A 20,052-nucleotide genomic window follows, 5' to 3' on the forward strand; every position below is an offset into this window, starting at 1 on the left:
CAGCGCGGCGTGGCTGCGCTCAGGAGTCGGCCAGCGCCTTACGCAGACCCGCCATGAGCCGGATGTAGGCCTGGCCGCTGGCGCCGGTCGTCGCAAACAGCCGCTCGGCTTCGGCCAGTTCGGCCCGCGCCGCGTCCCGGTCGCCGTGCGCGAGTTGCACCTGGGCGCGCGCACGGTGCGTACTGGCGAGCAAATTGCGATTGCTGGCGTAGTCGGCGCGCGCGATGTCATGTGCGGCATCCGCCAGGCGGCCGCCGGCCACTGCGTCACCGCGCAGTGCGTGCAGTTCGGCCAGTGACACCATCACCGTCACCGTCAGCGGACTGCGCGGCCCGGTCTGCGCCAGTGCGATGCGCTGCGCTTCCTGCAAAGCTGCCAGGGCCTCGTCGCGTTGCCCCAGCCGCGTCTGCACGACGCCGAGGTTGTTGAGTGCGGCGGCGAGCTTGGGACTGTCGCCGTACAGCGCACGAGTCGTGGCGACGATGTTTGCATAGTCGGCGGCACAGCTCGCGTGATGGCCAAGCATGACCGCGGCATTGCAGCGACTGTTGAGCGCGGCCAAGGCGCCGTCCGAGTCGGCGCGCCCCAGCGCCACGAACACCGCATGGCTGTCGGCCGCGCGCGCCTGCGCCTCCTCGTATTGCCCATCCTGCAACAACGCGATCGCCAGTGCGTTGAGCAGGTTGCCCGATTCGAAATCGGGCCGCGCCAGCAAGCGGGCGCGCTCGGCGACTGCGTCACGCAGGGTCGCAATGGCCTGGTCGGCGCGGCCCTCGGCGCGCTCGATCTTGGCCTGGGTCGATGCGCTTTCATTGCGCAGCAGGGCGACATCGCCGGGGCGGTCGCGCCACCAGTCCTGCGCCTGTTGGAGCAGCTCGCGCGCGCGCGTCGCGTGGCCACGGCTGATCTCGATCTGGGCGAGGTTGTAGCGCGCGTTGGCCAGCACCTCAGGGTTGTCCTCGATGCCGGGCCATTGCAGCAGCTGCTCGAGCAGGGCGCCGGCGCCATCGAGGTCGGCCACCTGCAGGAACAGATCGCTCAGCATGAGCGCAGCGCTTTGTCCCGTCCGTGGCTGGTCGCGGAACTCATCGTGCAGGCGCCGCGCACCGCTGCGGAACACCTCGCGCACGTCGATGTGACTGCTGTCCTGCTGCGTGCCCGCAGTGCCGAGCATGAGCATCAGGTAGTCGCGGACGGCATCGGCGCGCCGCGCCGCCGCCAGCGCATCGTTGCGCTGGATGCGCGCCTCGCGCATCTGCCAGACCGTGGTGGTCAGGCCAATCGCGGCCACCGTCAGTGCGAGCGCGCCCAGCGCCACCACGAGCCGATGGCGGCCGATGAACTTGCGCAGGCGGTAGCCAACGCCGTTGCCCGAAACATGCACCGGCTCGCCGGTCAGCCAGCGACCGAGATCGGCGGCGAAGGCTTCGACCGAGGTGTAGCGGCGCGCGGGCTCCTTCGCCAACGCCTTGTCGAGGATGCGCGAAAGATCGCCGCGCACGGTCGAGCGGAAGGCGGCGATGCTGCTGCGACGCGCGGCGAGCCGGGTGCCGGCGTCGGGTCGACCGGCCTCGCTGCGCGCGATGGCCTGGGTTGGCGCGTCGGGCAGCGTTTCGAGCACCGTGCGCTGGGCCGCAACGAGATCGCCGCGATCGACCACGTACGGCAGTGCGCCGGTAACCAGTTCGTAGAGGATCACGCCCAGTGAATAGACGTCGGTGCCGGCGCCGGCGGTCTCGCCGAGGAACTGCTCGGGCGCGGCGTATTCGGGGGTCAGCGCGTGACCGACACCGAGCGTGGCCAGCGTCGCCGGTGCGTCGTCGCCGCCGTCGAGCAGGCGCGCAATGCCGAAGTCGAGCAGGCGCACCGTGCCGTCGCCGCCGACCAGCACGTTGGCAGGCTTGAGGTCGCGGTGCACGACCAGCTGCGCATGGGCGTACTGCACCGTGGCGCAGACATCGAGGAACAGACGCACGCGATCGCGGACCGACAGGCGCTGCGCGTCGCACCAGCGCGTGATCGTGTCGCCCTCGACGTATTCCAGCGCAAACCACGGCCGCCCGTCCGCGGCGACCCCGCCGTCGATGAAGCGGGCGAGATTGGGGTGATTCAGCCGCGCCAGGATGCGCCGCTCGCGCAGGAAGCGCGCCTGCACGTCATCGAAATCGAAGCCGCGGCGGATGAGCTTGAGCGCGACTTGTTGCGCGAAGTCGGCGCCCTCGCGCACGCCCCGGTAGACCACGCCCATGCCGCCTTTGCCGATGCGTTCGACGATGCGGAACGGGCCGAGGCGTTCACCGAGCAACGGGTCGACGGTCGCCGGCGTCGCCGACGCCACCTCGTGCCCGAGGTCGATCTGCCGCAACAACTCGGCCACCCGCTCCGCGAGTGGCGCGTCGCCACCGCAGTGCTGCCGCAGCCACCCCCCTCGCTGTGCGGGATTCACGTCGAGCGCGTCACGCGCGAGGGTGAGGGCAAGGCGTTCGCGTGGGTCCATCGTCATCCTCGCGATTGCTCGACGGCCGCGTCAGGCGCGGCCGGTCATGTGCTGGCGCAACCAGGTGTGCGCGGTGAGCCAGTCGCGCTGCGCGGTGCGCTCGCTGGTGCCGAGCGCGGTGGCGATCTGGGCGAATTCGAGGCCGACGAAATAACGCAGCTGCACGACCTGTGCCATGCGCTCGTGCGCTTCGTGCAGGTCGTTGAGGGCCTGATCGAGCACGATGAGATCGGTGCCGTCGGGGATCGGCAGGTCGAGCGCGTCGGCAAAATCGTCGCGGTGCCATTGCCCGCCGCGCTTGTCGGCCGTGGCGGCGCGAGCGCGGCTAACGAGGATCTGGCGCATCATGCGCGCCGCGGTGTTGAGCAGGTGCCCGGCGTTTTCGAATGCGGCCGGTTCGCGGCCGAGCAGGCGCAGCAGCACTTCGTGCACGAGCGCGGTGGTCTGCAGCGTCGCGTGGCCGGGCGTGATGTCGAGCACGCGGCTCGCGATGCGGCGCAGGTCGGCGTAGACCAGCGGCAGCAGGCGCTCCAAGGCGGCCGCGTCGCCGGCATGCCAGCGACGCAGCAGATCGTCGATTTGGGCGTTGCCCGCAGTCTCCCCCATGAGCGGAAAGGTAACCGCTCGATCCATGACAGGCAATGCCGCGCCGTGCGCGGCGGGGACGCCAACCGCCGGCGCCACTGCGTGCCGGCGGGTGCCCGGCACCTCAGTCGGACCCGTTGCGGAAGATCGGGTCCGACAGCATGCGCCGGCAGGCGAGCGTGAAGCTGCCCTGTGCGTTCACGCTGCAGCCACGCACCCGCAGCGTGCGCGTGGCGGTGGCGGCGCTGGTGAAGTCCAGCCGCGATGCCCGCCCGCAGTCGTCGTTGCTGGCGACACCGACCACTTCGAGCACCCTGTCGACGTTCGCCGTGCCGCCATCCGCAGCACGCAGTGACAGCTCGCAGGCGTCGCCGGCCACGACTGGCAGGCTGAACTCCCAAGTGCCGCTGGGACCGAGGCAACCGGTGCTCCACGTCTGCCGGTTCGTCGTCGGGGTCAGCGCCACCACGTCGTTGCGGATCGTGACGGTGCGCGTGGGGGCGAATTCAACTGCGAAAGGGCAACGCGGTTGAAGGAAGCCTCGAACACGGCCTCAGGCGTTCGATAGCCTGACCGCTTTCGAGGTCGATTGTTGAGTCGATCTTCGATGCGCTGCAGCTCGCTGCCGTGACCCGCGGAGGTTCGCTTCGCGAAACCGATCGCCTCACGGAAAGCGAGCGATTGGCCGCATGAAATAGGCGACAACCCGCTTGACACGCACCGCCACGCGTCGCTTTGGTGTTGTCGGCCGACCATGCGGGCGCGGCGACCGATCCGCATGCGGATGCGATGATGCTTGCGGCTGGAAGGTGGCGATGAGGTTGTCTCGCCGCAACGGGACGGAACGGGCCTCGATCCTCATCACGGGTTTTGCTGCCGCGACCCGGCATGCGGCGGCGCGGCGCGCTCCTCAATGCCCGGCTTGCGCCATGGCCGCGCGGACGCGCTCCAATGCCGGCTGGTAGAAGTCGTTGCGGTCTTTTCCCGTCGGCGGCGATTGCGCGAGGTGCTGCGCGAGCGGCGCAATGACGCTTTGCGCATCGGCGCTGCGGCCACGTCGCACGAGGCAAGTGGCTGCCGCGACGCGCGTGCGCACCGTGCGCGGATTGAGCGCATCCGGCAGTTCGGCGACTTGCGCGAGCAGGTCGGTGGCGGCGCTGGCGTCGCCATTGTCGCAGCGCAGTGCCGCTCCGAACACCGCGCGGCGGCGCTCGAAATCGACGCGGTTGGTGCCGTCGGCGTTCGCTGCGGCGATGCGCGCCTCCGCGGCAGCGCGGGCGAGGTCGCCGGCGTGGAACGCGATGTCGGCCGAATGGCTCAGCGTCAGCGCGACGAACGGGTGCGTCTCGCCGAGCGCGGCCGTCATCGCCGCGGTCGCCTCATCCTGCCAGCGCCGTGCGTCGGCGAGGTGGTTCCAGCGGTAGTAGAGGAAGGCAAGGTCGGAGAGCTTGAACGAGGTCTCGCGGTTGTTCGCACCATAGATCTGCCGCATGTGTTCGATGCCTTCGAGCATCATCGGCTCGGCCTGCTCGAACTTGCCGGCGAGCATCAGCGTCTGCGCGAGGTTGCCGTGGCTGTTCCAATACTCGCCCGATCCGCCCAGGCCGTGCGCGTCGAGGAACGCCAGCGCTTGCCGCAGCAGGCGTTCGGCGCCATCGAAATCGCGCTTGGGATAGCCACGCGGGATCGAGGCCATGTCGAGCAGGTTCGCATACAGCTCGGGCTTGGCTTCGCGGATCGGTTCGAGCAGCGCGACGGCGCGGTCGATGAAGCGCTCGCTCTCCTCCCAGCGCGCGAGATGGTTGTTGGCGATGGATTGCGCCGTCAGCAGCATCGCCAGCACGGTCGGGTCGTCGACCTCGTGTGCATCGGCGAGCTGCTGCGCGGAATCCAGTTCGACCAGCGCGGGCTCGTATTCGCCCTTGAGCACGAGGATTTCGCCGGCCAGCGCGCCGGCGCGCACGCGTGCCGTCCAGCCGTGGGCGTCGCTCGCCCGCGAGGTGGCGACTTCGCGCGCGATGGCCAGACCTTCGTCGTAGCGGTCGAGGCTTTTCAGGCTGCCGGCGATCGTCACGCGCAGGTCGTCGCGTGCGCTGGCATCGAGCGTGGTGTCATCGCGCAGCGTGGCGACCGAGCCGTTGAGGAAATCGCCGAGCTTGAGATCGGCGCCGGCGCCGAACTGCGGATTCGGGCTGGACAGAAGTTTTTCGAGAAAGCGCAGCGAAGCCTCGGCGCGGTTGCGCTCGGTCGTCGTGCGCGCCAGTCCGTCGTTCAAGGTTTTGACGTGGTAGACCCCGAACGCACCCAGCGTCGCCAGCACGGCGGCGGCCGCGGCGGCGGTGACGCGATGGCGGCGCAGGAACTTGCCGAGGCGATAGCCCAGGCCATTACCGGACACGCGCACCGGCGCGCCGGCGAGCCAGCGGCGCAGGTCGTCGGCGAAGGACTGCACGGTGTCGTATCGGCGGCCCGGCGTGTCGGCGAGCGCCTTGTCGACGATGCGTGCGAGGTCACCGCGCACGTCGCCACGGAACGCACGCAGTGAAGTCGAGCGTGCGGCCAGGCGCTTGGCGGTCATCGCCGGATCGCGCGCGATCGCCTGCGCGAGCGGCAAGTGCGCGGTGTCCGTGGCGAGGTTGCCGGCGAGGCGATCGATCTCGCGCGGCAAGGCATCCGCCAACAACTGGTAGAGCGTCACGCCAAGCGCGTAGACGTCGGCGGCGACGCCGGGGCGTTCGCCGGCCAGCACTTCGGGCGCGGCGTATTCCGGCGTGAGCGCACGGCGACCGGCGATCGTCGTCGCCTCGCGCGGCTCGTCCTCGGCAAGCAAACCGGCGAGGCCGAAGTCGAGCAGGCGCACACGGCCGTCGCCATCGACGAGGATGTTGGCGGGCTTGAGGTCGCGGTGCACGACGAGCTGGGCATGTGCGTACTGCACGGCCGCGCAGACGTCGAGGAAAAGCGTCACGCGCGCACGCAGGTCGAGTGCGTGCGCGTCGCACCAGCGCGCGATCGGCTCGCCGCGCACGAACTCAAGCGCGAACCACGGTCGGCCGTCGGGCGCGACGCCGCCGTCGATGAAGCGTGCGAGATTGGGATGGTCGAGTCGGGCGAGGATGCGACGCTCGCGCAGGAAGCGCGTGCGGATGTCGTCGAAATCGAAGCCGCGGCGGATCAGCTTGAGCGCCACGTCCTGCGAAAAGTCCGCGCCTTCGCGCGTGCCGCGATAGACCACGCCCATGCCGCCGCGGCCGATGCGTTCGGCGACGCGGAACGCGCCGAGCGTCGTGCCGGGCAGCGCGTCGATGTCGTCGTCGTCGCGCGCGCTGGAGGCTTCAATCGCGCCGCGCTCGGCGATGCCGCGCAGTAGCCCGGCGACGCGCTCGCGCAGGGTCGTGTCCGCGCCGCAACGCTGCGAGACGAAATCCTCGCGCTCCTGCGGCGCGGTATCGAGCGCGTCGCGCGCGATGCGCAGCGCCTTGAGATCGTGTTCGTTCATCGACTTCCCCGGTGGCGGCGCTTCGGGCGCGCTGGGCGCCACCACGCTGCGACGGTTGTGCGGATGCGGCTCCGCTTGTCCGACGTTACGTGAAATCCGTCGGCCAGCGGACAGGGCCGCGCGAGGCGCCCGGCGCGGTCTTCCGGCACTCCCGCAAAGCCCGTTTCCCGCAGGGCTGCCGGGGGGGCGCGACCGGATCGGCCGGAAAATTCATGCGCATGGCACGCAGGCCGGTCGCGCTGCGCGCGCCCGGCCTGCGGCAGCCGAACGTCGGCTATCGCTCCCCTTGCAGCGGCTGCGCGGAGTCCAGTTGCGGCTCCTCGGCAATGCCCTGCAGCGCGACCACGAAGAAGTGCCGCTCGCCAAGCCTCGCGCGGGCGCCCGGCAGCGCCTTGAGGGCGCAATCGCGGGCTTGGTCGGTACGCCCGGCGGCGAGCAGGGCCTGGGCGTGCCACAGCTTGAGGCGCGCCTCGTCGCGGTTTTCGCGCAGTTGCCAGTGCACCGAGATCGGTCGGGAGCGGGCTTGCGCGAGTTGCGCGTCGGCCTGCGCGAAGGCGGCGTCGAGCGCGTCTGCGTCGGCGGACAGCATGGCCTGCGCGCCGGTGAGCATGGCCGGCGCATGGCCCATGGGCTCGCTTGCGCCCGACAGCCAGGCATTGGCCTGCTGCCAGTCGTCGCGGGCCGCCTGCGCATCCCCGGCGCAGTGCAGTGCCACGCCGCGCAGGATCTGCGCATAGACCGCATCGATGCCGGGGGCCGCGCCGCCCTCGGTGTTTGCCTGCACCGCTCGCGCATAATCCCCGGCCGCGGCGGCACAGTGGCCTTCGACCATCGCCAGTTCGCCGCGCAGCAGATATAGGGTATCGCTGATGTTTTGCGGATCCAGCGCCGCCGCGCGGTCGAAACCGCGTTCGATCATGGCGTGCGCATGGGCCAGGTCGCCGAGGTCGAACGCATTGGATGCGTGGGTGGCGGCGTAATAGCCGAGCAGGCGGCGATCCGGGTAACGGTCGAGCAGGTCGCGCGTGCTGGCGAACAGGGTTTCGGCGGATTCGAATTCGCCGAACAGCGCGCGCCGCAGCGCCGCCATGTTCTGCACGTAGGCGCGTTCGCGCGGGAAGGCGTCATCGCCCGCCGCCAGTGTGGCCTCGGTCAGTTCCCGCGCCCGTTCGCCCTGACGGACCGAGGTCAGCGCGCCGGCCAGCAGCACCTGGCTGTTCTGACGCCGCGGATCGTTCGCCGGCAGCAGCTTGCGCATCGCCGCCACGGCCTGTTCGAGCAGGGGTAGGCCCGTCGCCAGATTGCCCGCATCGTCGCTCATCACGCCCAGGTACGTGGCTGAATCGGCCCAGGCCAGGCTGTCCTTGTCGGTCGACGCATTCGCCGCCGGCACCAGATGGGCCAGAAAGCGGTCGCGTTCAGCCGAGCGCCCCAGACCGTCGAGCAGGTGGGCGTAGGTGGTCAGCACGTCCAGTCCGTTGGCCGTGCGCGCCAGATCCCAGTTCGGCTCGCTGCCCAGTTCCGCCTGCGCCAGCGCGATGCCATCCTCCTGCGCGTTGAGGTCCAGGTGCAGGTGCAGCAGGACACGGAGCATTTCCAGGCGCAAGGGGCTGCCCGGCGGCAACACGCGCAGGCGCGCACCACCGCTGTGCAGCAGCTCGCCGACCGAAATGCGATCCTCCTCGTCGCGCATGTCGGATTGGCGCAGCAGTTCGACCACGAAGTCCTTCATCACGATCGCCGATTGCGCCTCCTGTTGCGCGATGCGGGCCTGCCACAGCACCGCGGCAATGCCGGTCACGAGACTGGCCAGCGCCAGTACCGCCAGCGTCGTGCTGAGGCGGTGCCGGCGCACGAACTTGCCGAGGCGGTAGCCCATCGAGGTGCCGGTCGCCCGCACCGGCGCGCCGGCCAACCAGCGCGAAAGGTCGTCGGCGAAGGCCTGCACGCTGGCGTAGCGGCGCTCGGGTTCCTTGGCCAGCGCCTTGTCGAGGATGCGCGCGAGATCGCCGCGCACGGTCGAGCGGTAAGCGGCGGCGCTGCTGCGGCGTGCGGCGAGCCGCGTGGCGGTGTCGGGTCGGCCGTCCTCGCTGCGCGCGATCGCCTGTGTTGGCGATTCGGCTGGGGTTTGGCATACCGTGCGCTGGGCGGCGGCGAGGTCGTGGCTATCGAGCGCGTAGGGCAGCGTGCCGGTGATGAGCTCGTAGAGGATCACGGCGAGCGAATAGACGTCCGCCGCCACGCCCGTCGCCGCCTGCGTGAACTGCTCGGGCGCGGCGTATTCGGGCGTGAGCGCATAGACGGAGCCGGCCACGGTCAGCGGCGCGGCCGCGTCGTCGCCGCTGCCTTCGAGCAGACGCGCAATGCCGAAATCGAGCAGGCGCACGACACCGTCGCCGCCGACCAGCACATTGCCGGGTTTCAGGTCGCGGTGGACGACGAGCTGGCCGTGCGCATACTGCACCGCCGCGCAGACATCGAGGAACAGGCGCACGCGCTGGCGCACATCGAGCCGCTGCGCGTCGCACCAGCGCGTGATCGCGTCGCCGTCGACGAACTCGAGCGCAAACCACGGCCGCCCGTCCGGCGCGACGCCGCCATCGATCAAGCGCGCGAGGTTGGGGTGGTTGAGCCGTGCGAGGATGCGCCGCTCGCGCAGAAAGCGCGCCTGCACGTCGTCGAAGTCGAAGCCGCGGCGGATCAGCTTGATGGCGACGGTCTGCGCGAAGTCGGCGCCTTCGCGCACGCCGCGATAGACCACGCCGGTGCCGCCCTTGCCGATGCGTTCGGCGACGCGGAACGGCCCGAGTCGCCCGCCGATGAGGGTATCGACGGCGCCGGGTTGCGCATCGTCTGCGTCGGCGAGGTTGCGCAGCATCGCTTCGACCCGCGCCTGCAGCGCGGCGTCGCCGCCGCAGCGCGCGGTGATGAATTGCGCGCGCTCGTGCGGCTCGACGTCGAGCGCGTCGCGAACGACGCGCAGAACCGTGAGGCTGTACTCGCTCATCCGGGCAGCCTGTGTCGCGCGCGCCGCGCGAGGCTCACGTGTCGGCGAGCCGCTGGCGCAGCCATTCGTGCGCGGCGATCCAGTCGCGCTGCGCGGTTCGTTCGGCCACGTCGAGCATCGTGGCGACTTCCGGCACCTCCAGGCCGATGAAGTAGCGCAGCTCCACCACTTTCGCCATGCGCGCGTCCATCGCCTCGAGTTCGGTCAGCGCCTGGTCCAGCATGATGAGGTCGGTGCCGTCCGGGATTTGCAGCTCCGCCACCTCGGCGAAATCCGCGCGCCGCCATTCGCCGCCGCGCTTGGTTCGGCTCGCGTTGCGGGCCCGGTCGACCAGGATCTGCCGCATCATGCGCGCAGAGGCATTGAGCAGGTGCGTGGTGCTGGCGTATTCGGCCGGTGCGCGGCCGAGCAGGCGCAGCAGCATTTCGTGGACGAGCGCCGTGGTCTGCAGCGTCGCATGGCCCGGCGTCGAACGCAGTACGCTGGCGGCGATGCGGCGCAGATCGGCATACACGAGCGGCAACAGGCGATCGAGCGCGGCCGGATCGCCGTCGCGCCAACGCTCCAGCCACTTGGTGACGCTGCCTTCGGTCGCAGACCCCATGCAGCGAAGGTAACGTGCCGATGGTGGCGCTGCCAAGCGCTGCGATGGCCGCAGTGGCGCGCGGTGGGCAGTATCGCTTCGCGGGGCCATTGGCGGATGCGAGCGTGAATCGCGCACGACGCGCACTTGCAGCGCCGGGCCACCCTCCGTTGCCGGAGGGTGGCCCGGCGGTTTCCGCTGCGCGGGTCAATCGAAGCCGTTCTTGAAAATCGTGTCGATTGGTGGCGCCAGGCCGAGTACGGCAACCTTCTGCTTGCCGCGCCAGGACGGGAGCAAGGCATCAGATGTGTAGCGGCTGTCGCCGGTCATGACGAACTTGCCGTCGCCGGTGCCGACGACGCCGTACATGCCGCTGTGCTTGCTGCGCGATGCGCCGATGTCGAAGGCGTACGTTTCGAACGACTTCACGGTGAGGTTGTCCAGGAGGGCGAAGGTGCTGTCGACGGAATCCTCTGGACAAGTGCCGCCGATCGGGCAAGGCGGGCTCCAGACCCGCATGCCGACGATGGCGAGCTTGCCGGCCTGCATGGTCAGGCCGTTGCCGTAGTCGGTTGAGCCAAACGAACAAAGTGTCCCGATGGGTGCGCTCGATCCGCCGAACACCGTGCGCGAATAGCTCCCGCCATTGTTGTAGTCGGTGGACACGCGCACCACGCTGATGCCGCCCTTGCACTCGCGAGCCGAGTTCGAGGCCACGTACACAGTATGGACGCGCGGGCTGCCGGGAAGTCCGTTATAGGAGTTGACCGCGATGCCGAACGGCACGTCGTCCTTGGCGATGCCGCCGGCATCCATCCATCCCGTCTGCCAGCTTGGATCGGCGACGCCGTCCTGGTTGACCCGCAGGACCATGACGTCGTAGTCGGCTGTCTTCTTTCTCGCCACCGCAATGAAGATCGCGGGATGGATGGAGGCGCCGACCAGCGCTGGCTCGCCGAGCGCGATGCCCTTGGCCTCGCAGGATTCGCTGGTGTCGTCGCAGTTGCTGCTGTAGTTGAGCACCACGGTGCCGGTCGCTGCGGTCATGAAGCCATTGCTGCTAAGCGTGTAGCGGCGGAAGATCGGCTTGGGCTTCTGGCTGCCGTCCCGCCAGAACTGGGTTGCGGTCACGACGACGTGTGTGATTTCCGGTGCGAAGCCAGTGTGGTAGACCTCCATGCCGCCGATCATCTCGTTGTAGTTGCCGCTGTTGAAAACCTCAGCGGTGCTGAGATATTTGCCGGCGGTATTGAACACGTAGACATGGGTGTCGATGTCGGTGGTGCCGTTGAAGTTCCTGTTGACCGAGACGAGGATGAAGTCGTCGATGACCTTGATGTCCTGGACCCAGCTGATGTAGGCCGTGTCGGATTTGGGGTAGACGATCCAAGGCGTCGCCGATGAATAGATGCAATCGCCTTGTCCGCCGCCATAAGCGCCGGGTGAGGTCCAGCATTTGCGGCTACCCGCCGCGCTGTATTTCGCCAGGCCGAGGTTCCAGAAGCCATTGGTCTGGTTGCCGCCGGGATTCTTGATCATCGCCGCGACCACGATGTCGCCGTTGTCGAGCCGCGCCACCTTGCGGCCGAGGAAATAGCCTTGCGGGGAGCTGATGCTGCCGCCGAAGTCGTTCTCGATGTACTTGCCGCTGTTGAATGCCGGGTCGGCGACGTAGCTGTTGGCATCGAACGGCGTGTAGGGGCTGTCCGCCGAGGTTTCCTCACGATAGGCGGCGACGACGAGAGGATCGTCCGGGTTGAAGCCGAGCGCGGCGATTGCGGCGCGCTCGCGTTCGCTGTCCTCGAATTCCATGTCGGCAAGCATGTTGGCTTGTTCGCCGTGGATGGGTTGGTGCTGGGCCGCCGCGGCCGTTTGGCGGAAATTCCCGGTATCGGCAAAGGCCGGCACCGCCATCGTGGCGGCCAGCAGCAGCGTGGCCCATCCGCCGAGGCGGATGCGTGTAGTGGAACTGGAATGCGACTCGGCGGCGCCGGCCGCAGCGTGGTGCAGCGGATGCATGGTGGCTGTCTCCCTTGGTGAACGACGGCCAGCGGGCCGCTTCATTGGGGGATACGCAAAACCCGCGGGTCATCCGACACGCCCGCCGAAAATTTTTCTGCTGCCCGGCAACCTGCGAATCGTCATTGCCATTGAGTGTCGCAGGCGTCCTGCAGGCGCTGGCCGCGCGTATTGGTTGCGAGCAGGAAGTCCTTGCCGTCGTACGCCTTGTCCTGCAGCGTGAACTGCCGCCGCAGGCGCAGCGCGGGCTTGGCGCCCGGACGGCCGATGGCCGCTCCCAAGACCACCGTTTCCGCTGCGTTGTTGGCGGTGTGATTGGTCTGCACCAGCACGCGGCCGCCACGTTCCACGAGGATCAGCGGCCCGCCGCCGCTGTAGACGGCGGTGAGCGGCGCGTCCGCGTGCACGAGGCGCGCGGCGCCGTTGCGGTCGGTGCCGGCGCGCGTTTTCATGAGGCCGAGGAAGACGCTGCTGCCAATCTGCGCGCGTTCGAAGTCGCGGTGCAGCGCGGTCGCGTGGCGGCGGACGAGGCAGTCGAACAGGTTTTCCACCTCGGCTTGGGTGAGGGTATCGGGCGGCAGGTAGACGGTGTCGCCCCGGTCGTAGCCGCTGCGCTTGCTGGCGCCGCTGGTGTCCAGGTTCAGGCCGAGGTTGTAAGTGCGTGGATGGCCCTGACACAGCCAGGGGCCGAGGTTCCTGTAGTACGCCTCGTAGTGGATGGCAGCCAAGGCCACGCCGCGGTAGCGGTAGCGTAGTTCGACCTGCGAGCTGCCGGCCTCGCTTGCGGCCCATGGGCGGGCATCGACGATGAATTCACCGGCTGGGCAGCCGAGGCGGGTGACGGGCTGGAAGGATTGCGCCGCGGCGGTTCCGGCCCAAGCGAGACACAGGATGAGCAGAACTCGCCGAACGAGGCGGCAGTGCGGTGCCGTGCGCCGAGGCTTTCATGGTCTGCGCGACCTTGTCATGGCATCTGGCTTGAGGCTGCTCCGGGGCGATCAAGAGGCTTCTCCCGCAGCCGGCAAATGCCGGCACAGGCGCGTGTGCAAGGCGCTGCGATCGTCCCAACCGGGGTGCTCGCGTACCAGCCATGCCATGGCGCGCCCGGCGTCGCGCACGTTGCGCGCGCCGGTGGCGGCAATGGCCGCGGCGATGGCGGCGTCGATCTGCGCTGGCGTAGGCGGCAGCTCCAGCGCGAAGGCGAGTTCCAGCGGGGTGTCGCTCCATGTGGTGATGCCCGCAGCGGAAAAGACCAACGTGCCGGTGAGCCGCGCCGGCAGGGTCCGCTCATCCGGCGCGCCAAAGGACAGCCCGCTGACGTCCAGCGGTACATGCCGGTGCAGCAGGCAGATGCTGCCGTCGATGTAGCCCTTCAGCGGATTGACCGGGAAGCAGTGGCTGCGCCCGGCCTGCCGGCGCGGCTCGCCCAAGTCCAGCGCGATGCCGTCGAGCTGGACGAGGGTGTCCACGGGCTGTCCGTCCAGCATGAAGGGATGCAACGCGATGGTGATGGCCGCTTGCTGCGTCGGACCGCTGCGCGGTTGGCAGCGGGCGCCGGCGGCGGTCAACAGGTGGCAGGGAAAGTCGGCCATGGCTTCAGGGCAGATCCTGCGCCCGTGCGCCCAGGCGCAGGTTGCGGCAGAACACCGTGCAGGAACGTTCGTCGGCGGGCGGGTCTTGCAGTTGCACGTAAAGGTCGGGCGCGAATTGCACCACGGTGACGGCCGTGTCGCCCGAGCCTGCATAGATGCCTGTGAAGTCCTTGATGCGCTGGCGCACCCAGTACGGGCGCGTGATGGTTTCGCCACGCCAGGCGGGTTTGCCGTGGAAGTCAAAGGGTTCGCCGCGCTGGTCGCCCGCCTGGGCATTGGGCAACATCCAGCGGCCGTCATCGCCGCGGACGAAGGGGTCGGCGTTGCGCCGGCGCTCAGGCTGCGCGCGCACCACGCGCTCGGCTGGCCGCGCGTTGCCGGGCAGCGGGATCACCCAGTCGCACACGTCGTAGGGCGGTTGGCCGCCTTCGTCCTTGTCCTTGCAGTCGCCGCGTTGCGGCGGATCGGGCTTGGCCTTGACGACGTCGAAGGCGCATTGGCGGCCTTCCTGTCCATCCTGCGTGCCGTGTTGGCGTTTGGGTCGGCTGATTTTGTAGCCCGCCGGCAAATCGACTTCGAGGCCGCAGGCGGCGACGTGGACGGTGGCGGACGCGTCAGTCTGCGCCGCGCAGGACGCGGACGCAGCGGCCAGCAACGTGAGGGCGGTCGCCGTGGCAAGGCGCTTCATGGGGCGTCCTGCCGGGACCGTGGGTCGGGCAATGGCATTCGGATTGACAACCGTTCCGGCGTGATCGAATTGCGGAGGGAACGTATTGGGCTTTCGCGTCCACGATCGCTCGCAGGTACGAATGGTGCCGCCGCCATCGCACTCGCGGCAAGCGCGGCGCAAGTCATTGCACGGCCGCAGGCGGCTCAGAACCGTCGGCTGGGATGGAACGCAGCACAATCCCGGCAAGCACGGCGCCAAGTGCAGCGCGTTGCGCCGCCCGCTTCCGGCTGGCGGCGCAGTGCCGCTTCGCCTTGCGGCGCCCTGCCGGTGTTGACCGCGCCTGCGCTGCGCGAACTTTGCGGTCCAACCCGTCGCTGCGCCGCGCGCTTTTGCTACGCTTGCCCGATCGCAGCGCCGCCTCGCCCATGTCCATGCCCGGCTCGACCCTCGATCGCCTTCGCCAATCCCAGCGCCTGGCCCTGGCCAGTTGCCTGCTGCTGGCGGCGCTGGGGCTGTGGCTGGCCTTGCGCATCGGCCTCGCGCTGTGGCCGCGGTCGGCGCCGGGTGAACTCGTGGCGCCGCCGGCCGGCAACGTGCCGGTTGCCGTCGCACCGGCATCGCTGGCGCGCTTCCATCTGTTCGGTGTCACGCCGCTGCAGCCCGGCAGTGCGGCGCCCGGTGCGCCCTCACCCGTCACCGGGCTCATCCTGCGCGGCACGCTGGCCGACCGCGATCCAAACGCCGGTGTCGCCGTCATCGATGGTGCCGGTGACGGCGAGCGCGCGTTCCGCGTCGGCGATGAAGTGCTGCCCGGCGTCGTCCTCGCCGCGATCCACGCCGACCACGTCGTGCTGTCGCGCGGCGGCGCCGAGGAAACGCTCAGGCTCACGCGCGACACCAATCCCGATCCGGGCAACATCGTGCGCCCGGCGCCCGGCATGGCCAAAGGCAGTCGGACCGTGACCGGCGCCCCGGCGAGTGCTGCGCCGGTGGCAAACATTCCCGCCGCGCCGGCGCGAGCGGACGGCGAGCTGCAGGCCACGCTGGCGCGCTTGCGCGCCAACCCGGAGGAACTGCTGCGGCGCATGCAGGTGGTGCCGGTGCTCGACGGCGGCCGTCTGGCGGGCGTGCGCGTATCGGCCAGCGGCGCCGATGCGACCCTGCTCGCGCAGGCCGGCCTGCAGTCGGGCGACGTGGTGACCGCGGTCAACGGCCAGCGTGTGGATTCGCTCGAGCGCGGCCAACAGATCGTGGCTGGCCTGGCCAGTGCGACGAGCGTGCGCCTGACCGTGCTGCGCAACGGCAAATCCACCGACGTCACGGTCGGCAGCAAATGATCCACGCATACTCGACACTGTCCACCCCGTCGCCAAAGGGCGCCACGATGCTCCGTCTCCTGTTCATCGCCTTGCTCGGCCTGCTGCTGCCGCTGCCCTTGCTCGCCCAGGGCAGTGCGCCGGGTGCGGGCCCGCCCACCCACACGGCCACCGCCGATGGTCGCCACACGCTCAATCTCAAGGACGCCGACATCCAGGCGCTGATCGCCACGGTCAGCGAGATCACCGGCAAGAACTTCATCGTCGGCCCCAATGTGCAGGGCAAGGTGACGGTGGTATCGGCGCGGCCGATGCAGAGCGACGAAATCTACGACGTGTTCCTGTCGGTGCTGCGCGTGCATGGCTTTGCCGCGGTGCCCTCGGGCAGCATGATCAAGATCCTGCCCGATGCGGTGGCGCAGCAGGACGCGGCGAGCGCGGTCGATGGCACGCCCGCGCGCGCGGCCGACGAACTGGTCACCGAGATCGTGCCGGTCAAGCATGTGTCGGCGACCGAGTTGGTGCCGATCCTGCGCCCGCTGATGGCGCAGAGCGGGCAGCTGGTTGCGCATACGCCGTCGAACTCGCTGGTGATCTCCGATCGCGCCGGCAACATCGAGCGCCTCACCGCGATCATCCGCCGCATCGACACCGTGTCGGATGCGCAGGTGGAAATGATCGCGCTCAGCCACGCCAACGCGGCCGAACTCGCGCGCACGCTGAGCCTGCTGTCGGACGACAAGGCGGCCCAGAGCAACGGCGAGGCGGTGCGCGTGTTCGCCGATGCACGCACCAATTCGATCCTGTTGGCTGGCGCCAAGAACGGGCGGCTCAAGATGCGCGCGCTGATCGCGCATCTGGACACGCCGATGGACAGCGGCGGCGATACCCAGGTGATCTACCTGCATTACGCGCGCGCCAAGGACCTGGTGCCGATCCTGCAGAACGTGGCCGCCACGCTGTCGGGCACGGTCGCGCCCGCTGCGGCCAAGGGCGGCGAAGCCGGCAACGGCGCCGGCGCGGCCGTGGCAACGATCCAGGCCCATGACGAAACCAATGCGCTCGTGATCAGTGCGCCGCCGGCCGTGTTCCGCTCGCTGGCCGGCGTGGTGCGCGAGCTCGACATCCGCCGCAACCAGGTGCTGATCGAGGCGGTGGTGGCCGAAGTGGCCGACCAGACCGCCGGCGAGCTCGGTGTGCAGTGGCAGTTGCCGCTGGGCAAGCAGGGCCAGCATGTGATCGGCGGCACCAACTTCACCGGTTCCACTCCCGGCAACAACATCCTCAACGCGGCGCAAAACCCGCTGGGCATCGGCAATGGCTTCAACCTCGGCTATGTCGATGGCACGGTGTCGATCGCCGGGCACCAGCTGTTCCAGATCGGCGCCCTCGTCACCGCGCTGCGCAGCGACGGCAAGTCCAACATCCTGTCCACGCCCTCGGTGCTCACGCTCGACAACCAGGAAGCCGAAATCAAGGTCGCGCAGGAAGTGCCGTTCCTGACCGGCCAGTACACCACCGGTGCGCTGGGCAGTTCGACCACCGTCAACGGCGGCACGACCACCACCAGCGGCATCACCAATCCGTTCCAGACCATCGAGCGCAAGGACGTCGGCCTGGTGCTCAAGGTCAAGCCGATGATCAATGTCGGCGATTCGGTGCGGCTCGACATCCACCAGGAAGTGTCCAATCTGCTGCCGCCGGTGCAGGGCGCGGTCGACCTGGTCACCAACAAGCGCGAGCTGACCACCAGCGTGCTGGTCAAGGATGGCGCGCTGCTCGTGCTGGGCGGGCTCATCGACAAGCAGCAGAAGGACAACGTGCAGAAGGTGCCGGGGCTGGGCAACATTCCGCTGGTCGGCAACCTGTTCCGCTATCGCAGCAACAGCAACGCCAAGACCGATCTGATGGTGTTCCTGCATCCGCGCATCCTGCGCGATGCGGCCACCGAGGCGGCGGTGTCGAGCGAGAAATACAACTACATGCGCACCGAGCAACTGCAGATGCGGCAGGCCGAGTGGCCGATCACGCCGCATGCCGAGCGGCCGCTGCTGCCGGACATGCGCGACTTCCTTGCCAGCCCTGCGGCCGAGGGCGTTCCGGCCGGGCAGCGGACACAGCGGCAATGAGCGAACAGGTTTTTCCGACCCGGTTGGCCGGTGCGCTGCGCTGGCTCAGCATCGGCGGCACGCTGCTCATGGTGCTGGTGATCGCGATCGCCGCGCAGCACGTGACCGGGCCGTGGTGGTTCCGCTCGCTGGTGCTCGGCGGCCCCTCGGTGGTGCTGCTGGTGTGCGTGCTGGGCTGGCCGCGTGGCTATGTGCTCAGTCGCGACGGGCTGCATGTGCAGCGATTGTTCGGGCGCACGCGCATTGCCCAGCGGATCGATTCGGCGGCGGCCGACGACGACGCCTTCAAGGGCGCCTGGCGCGTGTTCGCCAACGGTGGCGTGTTCGGCTGCGTCGGCTGGTTCCGCTCGCGGCGGCTCGGTCCGTTCCGGGCCTGGGTCACCGACCTGAGTGCGCTCGTCGTGGTCCGTCACGCCGCTGGCTGCGCAGTGATCTCGCCGCTCGATCGCGCCGCCTTCCTTGCCGCCGTGTCCGGCCACAACCGATGAACGCGACGCAGGCCGCGCGGCCGGGCTTTGGCTATGCCAAGCGCCACGGAGTCGCCCTGACCGGCTGGCGCGATGGCCAGGCGCAGGTTGCCTGTCGGCCCGGCGTGCGCATCGAGGTGCTGGCTGAACTGCGGCGCCAGCTCGGTGCGCCACTGCAGTTGTCGCGCGTCGATGCGGCCGCATTCGAACGCCTGCTGCGCGAACTCTACGAACAGGGCGATGACGCACGCGCGATGGTCTCCGACCTCGACGAGCGCCTCGATCTCGCCACGCTCGTCGACGAACTGCCCGAGCCCGAGGACCTGCTCGAATCCGACGACGACGCGCCGATCATCCGCCTCATCAATGCGCTGTTGACCGAGGCGGTCAAGGAAGGCGCCTCGGACATCCACATCGAACCCTACGAAAACCGCCTCGTGGTGCGCCTGCGCATCGATGGCGTGCTGCGCGAGGTGCTCAGTCCACGCAAGGCGATCGCCAGCGCCGTGGTCAGCCGCATCAAGGTGATGGCCAAGCTCGACATCGCCGAGCGGCGTTTGCCGCAGGATGGCCGCATCGGGCTGCGCGTGGCGGGCCGCCCGGTCGACGTGCGCGTGTCGACGATCCCGGCTGGTCGCGGCGAGCGCGTCGTGCTGCGCCTGCTCGACAAGCAGGCCGGCAAGCTCGACCTTGCCCAGCTCGGCATGGACGGCGCCCTGCAGCAGCGCCTCGAAGACCTCATCGCGCGCCCGCACGGCATTTTGCTGGTGACCGGTCCGACGGGGTCGGGCAAGACCACCACGCTGTACGGAGCGCTGCTCAAGCTCAACGATTCCTCGCGCAACCTCATGACGGTCGAGGATCCGATCGAGTACTACATCGACGGCGTCGGCCAGACCCAGGTCAACACGCGCGTCGACATGACCTTCGCGCGCGGCCTGCGCGCGATCCTGCGTCAGGACCCCGACGTGGTCATGGTCGGCGAAATCCGCGACCTGGAAACGGCCGAGGTCGCCGTGCAGGCTTCGCTCACCGGCCACCTCGTGCTGTCGACGCTGCACACCAACTCGGCCGTCGGCGCGATCACGCGCCTGCGCGACATGGGCGTGGAGCCGTTCCTGCTGTCGTCGTCGCTGATCGGCGTGCTGGCGCAGCGCCTCGTGCGCGTGCTCGACCCGGCCACGCGCGAGGCCTACCGCGCGACCCCGGCCGAACTCGCCGCGTTCGGCCAGAGCGCCGATGCCGAGGTCACGCTGTACCGGCCACGCAGCGACCTCGCCGCGCAGGGCCACGGCAGCGGCTACAAGGGCCGTACCGGCATCTACGAACTGGTCACGCTCGACGACGCGCTGCGTCGCCTCGTCCACGAGGGCGCCGCCGAGGCCGAGCTGGAACGCCAGGCGCGCCTGCGCTCGCCGTCGATCCTCGCCGACGGTTGGCGCAAGTGCGTGGCCGGGATCACCTCGACCGGCGAAGTGCTGCGCGTGACGCGCGAGGAATGAGCGCGGCGCGGACGCGCTGCCTGCTGCTGCCGGGCCTCGACGGCACGGGCGAGCTGTTCCGATGGCTGCTGCCGTTCCGCTGCGATACCGACACCGACACCGTTGTCGTCCACTGGCCGCAGCAGCCGGACTGAAGCCTCGACGAGTACGCCCGGTACGCGGCGCAGGCGGCCGATGCATCGTCGT

Annotated in this window: 15 protein-coding genes; 5 read left to right on the forward strand and 10 right to left on the reverse strand. The window is 69.4% G+C overall.

Annotated elements, in window-relative coordinates; all coding sequences use genetic code 11:
• Positions 1 to 19: 19 nt before the first annotated feature.
• The 10 genes from KF903_RS10800 to KF903_RS10845 all read right to left on the reverse strand — a co-directional run bounded on the left by KF903_RS10800 (position 20) and on the right by KF903_RS10845 (position 14,437).
• Positions 20 to 2,497, reverse strand: a complete 2,478-nt coding sequence (locus tag KF903_RS10800) for a serine/threonine-protein kinase (RefSeq protein ID WP_291214525.1) — start codon at positions 2,495 to 2,497, stop codon at positions 20 to 22.
• A 30-nt stretch (positions 2,498 to 2,527) separates the two neighbouring features.
• On the reverse strand, positions 2,528 to 3,103 hold the full coding sequence (locus KF903_RS10805) for an ECF-type sigma factor (protein ID WP_291214528.1): 576 nt from the start codon (positions 3,101 to 3,103) through the stop codon (positions 2,528 to 2,530).
• 103 nt (positions 3,104 to 3,206) lie between these two features.
• Positions 3,207 to 3,548 carry a hypothetical protein gene (locus KF903_RS10810; RefSeq protein WP_291214530.1) on the reverse strand — a complete coding sequence of 114 codons (342 nt, stop codon included), beginning with the start codon at positions 3,546 to 3,548 and terminating at the stop codon, positions 3,207 to 3,209.
• Positions 3,549 to 3,992: 444 nt separating this feature from the next.
• Complete coding sequence (locus tag KF903_RS10815) at positions 3,993 to 6,581, reverse strand: serine/threonine-protein kinase (protein ID WP_291214533.1); 2,589 nt, start codon at positions 6,579 to 6,581, stop codon at positions 3,993 to 3,995.
• Between the two features lie 274 nt (positions 6,582 to 6,855).
• Positions 6,856 to 9,588, reverse strand: coding sequence for a serine/threonine-protein kinase (locus KF903_RS10820; RefSeq protein ID WP_291214536.1), 2,733 nt, complete (start codon positions 9,586 to 9,588; stop codon positions 6,856 to 6,858).
• A gap of 34 nt (positions 9,589 to 9,622) precedes the next feature.
• On the reverse strand, positions 9,623 to 10,192 hold the full coding sequence (locus KF903_RS10825) for an ECF-type sigma factor (RefSeq protein WP_291214539.1): 570 nt from the start codon (positions 10,190 to 10,192) through the stop codon (positions 9,623 to 9,625).
• A gap of 186 nt (positions 10,193 to 10,378) precedes the next feature.
• Complete coding sequence (locus KF903_RS10830; RefSeq protein WP_291214542.1) at positions 10,379 to 12,190, reverse strand: hypothetical protein; 1,812 nt, start codon at positions 12,188 to 12,190, stop codon at positions 10,379 to 10,381.
• 122 nt (positions 12,191 to 12,312) lie between these two features.
• Complete coding sequence (locus tag KF903_RS10835) at positions 12,313 to 12,918, reverse strand: hypothetical protein (RefSeq protein ID WP_291214545.1); 606 nt, start codon at positions 12,916 to 12,918, stop codon at positions 12,313 to 12,315.
• Between the two features lie 270 nt (positions 12,919 to 13,188).
• Positions 13,189 to 13,782: a hypothetical protein gene (locus KF903_RS10840; protein ID WP_291214547.1), complete on the reverse strand. Its 594-nt coding sequence runs from the start codon at positions 13,780 to 13,782 to the stop codon at positions 13,189 to 13,191.
• 4 nt (positions 13,783 to 13,786) lie between these two features.
• Positions 13,787 to 14,437 (reverse strand): hypothetical protein, encoded by a 651-nt coding sequence (locus KF903_RS10845; protein WP_291214549.1) that lies wholly within the window; start codon positions 14,435 to 14,437, stop codon positions 13,787 to 13,789.
• Between the two features lie 440 nt (positions 14,438 to 14,877).
• Here KF903_RS10845 and KF903_RS10850 point away from each other — a divergent pair, with 440 nt between their 5' ends.
• From KF903_RS10850 to KF903_RS10870, 5 genes are read left to right on the forward strand one after another with little or no spacing between them, the layout of a single operon-like run.
• Positions 14,878 to 15,789 carry a type II secretion system protein N gene (locus KF903_RS10850; protein ID WP_291214552.1) on the forward strand — a complete coding sequence of 304 codons (912 nt, stop codon included), beginning with the start codon at positions 14,878 to 14,880 and terminating at the stop codon, positions 15,787 to 15,789.
• 47 nt (positions 15,790 to 15,836) lie between these two features.
• Positions 15,837 to 17,897, forward strand: a complete 2,061-nt coding sequence (gene gspD / locus KF903_RS10855; RefSeq protein ID WP_291214554.1) for a type II secretion system secretin GspD — start codon at positions 15,837 to 15,839, stop codon at positions 17,895 to 17,897.
• Entirely contained in the window at positions 17,894 to 18,385 is a 492-nt protein-coding gene (locus KF903_RS10860) for a PH domain-containing protein (RefSeq protein ID WP_291214557.1), read from the forward strand. Before gspD ends, KF903_RS10860 begins: the two co-directional genes overlap by 4 nt.
• Complete coding sequence (gene gspE, locus KF903_RS10865; RefSeq protein WP_291214560.1) at positions 18,382 to 19,866, forward strand: type II secretion system ATPase GspE; 1,485 nt, start codon at positions 18,382 to 18,384, stop codon at positions 19,864 to 19,866. Before KF903_RS10860 ends, gspE begins: the two co-directional genes overlap by 4 nt.
• Positions 19,863 to 20,000 carry a hypothetical protein gene (locus tag KF903_RS10870; RefSeq protein ID WP_291214563.1) on the forward strand — a complete coding sequence of 46 codons (138 nt, stop codon included), beginning with the start codon at positions 19,863 to 19,865 and terminating at the stop codon, positions 19,998 to 20,000. Before gspE ends, KF903_RS10870 begins: the two co-directional genes overlap by 4 nt.
• Positions 20,001 to 20,052: the final 52 nt, after the last annotated feature.

The sequence above is a fragment of the Dokdonella sp. genome, assembly GCF_019634845.1.
Lineage (GTDB): Bacteria > Pseudomonadota > Gammaproteobacteria > Xanthomonadales > Rhodanobacteraceae > Dokdonella_A.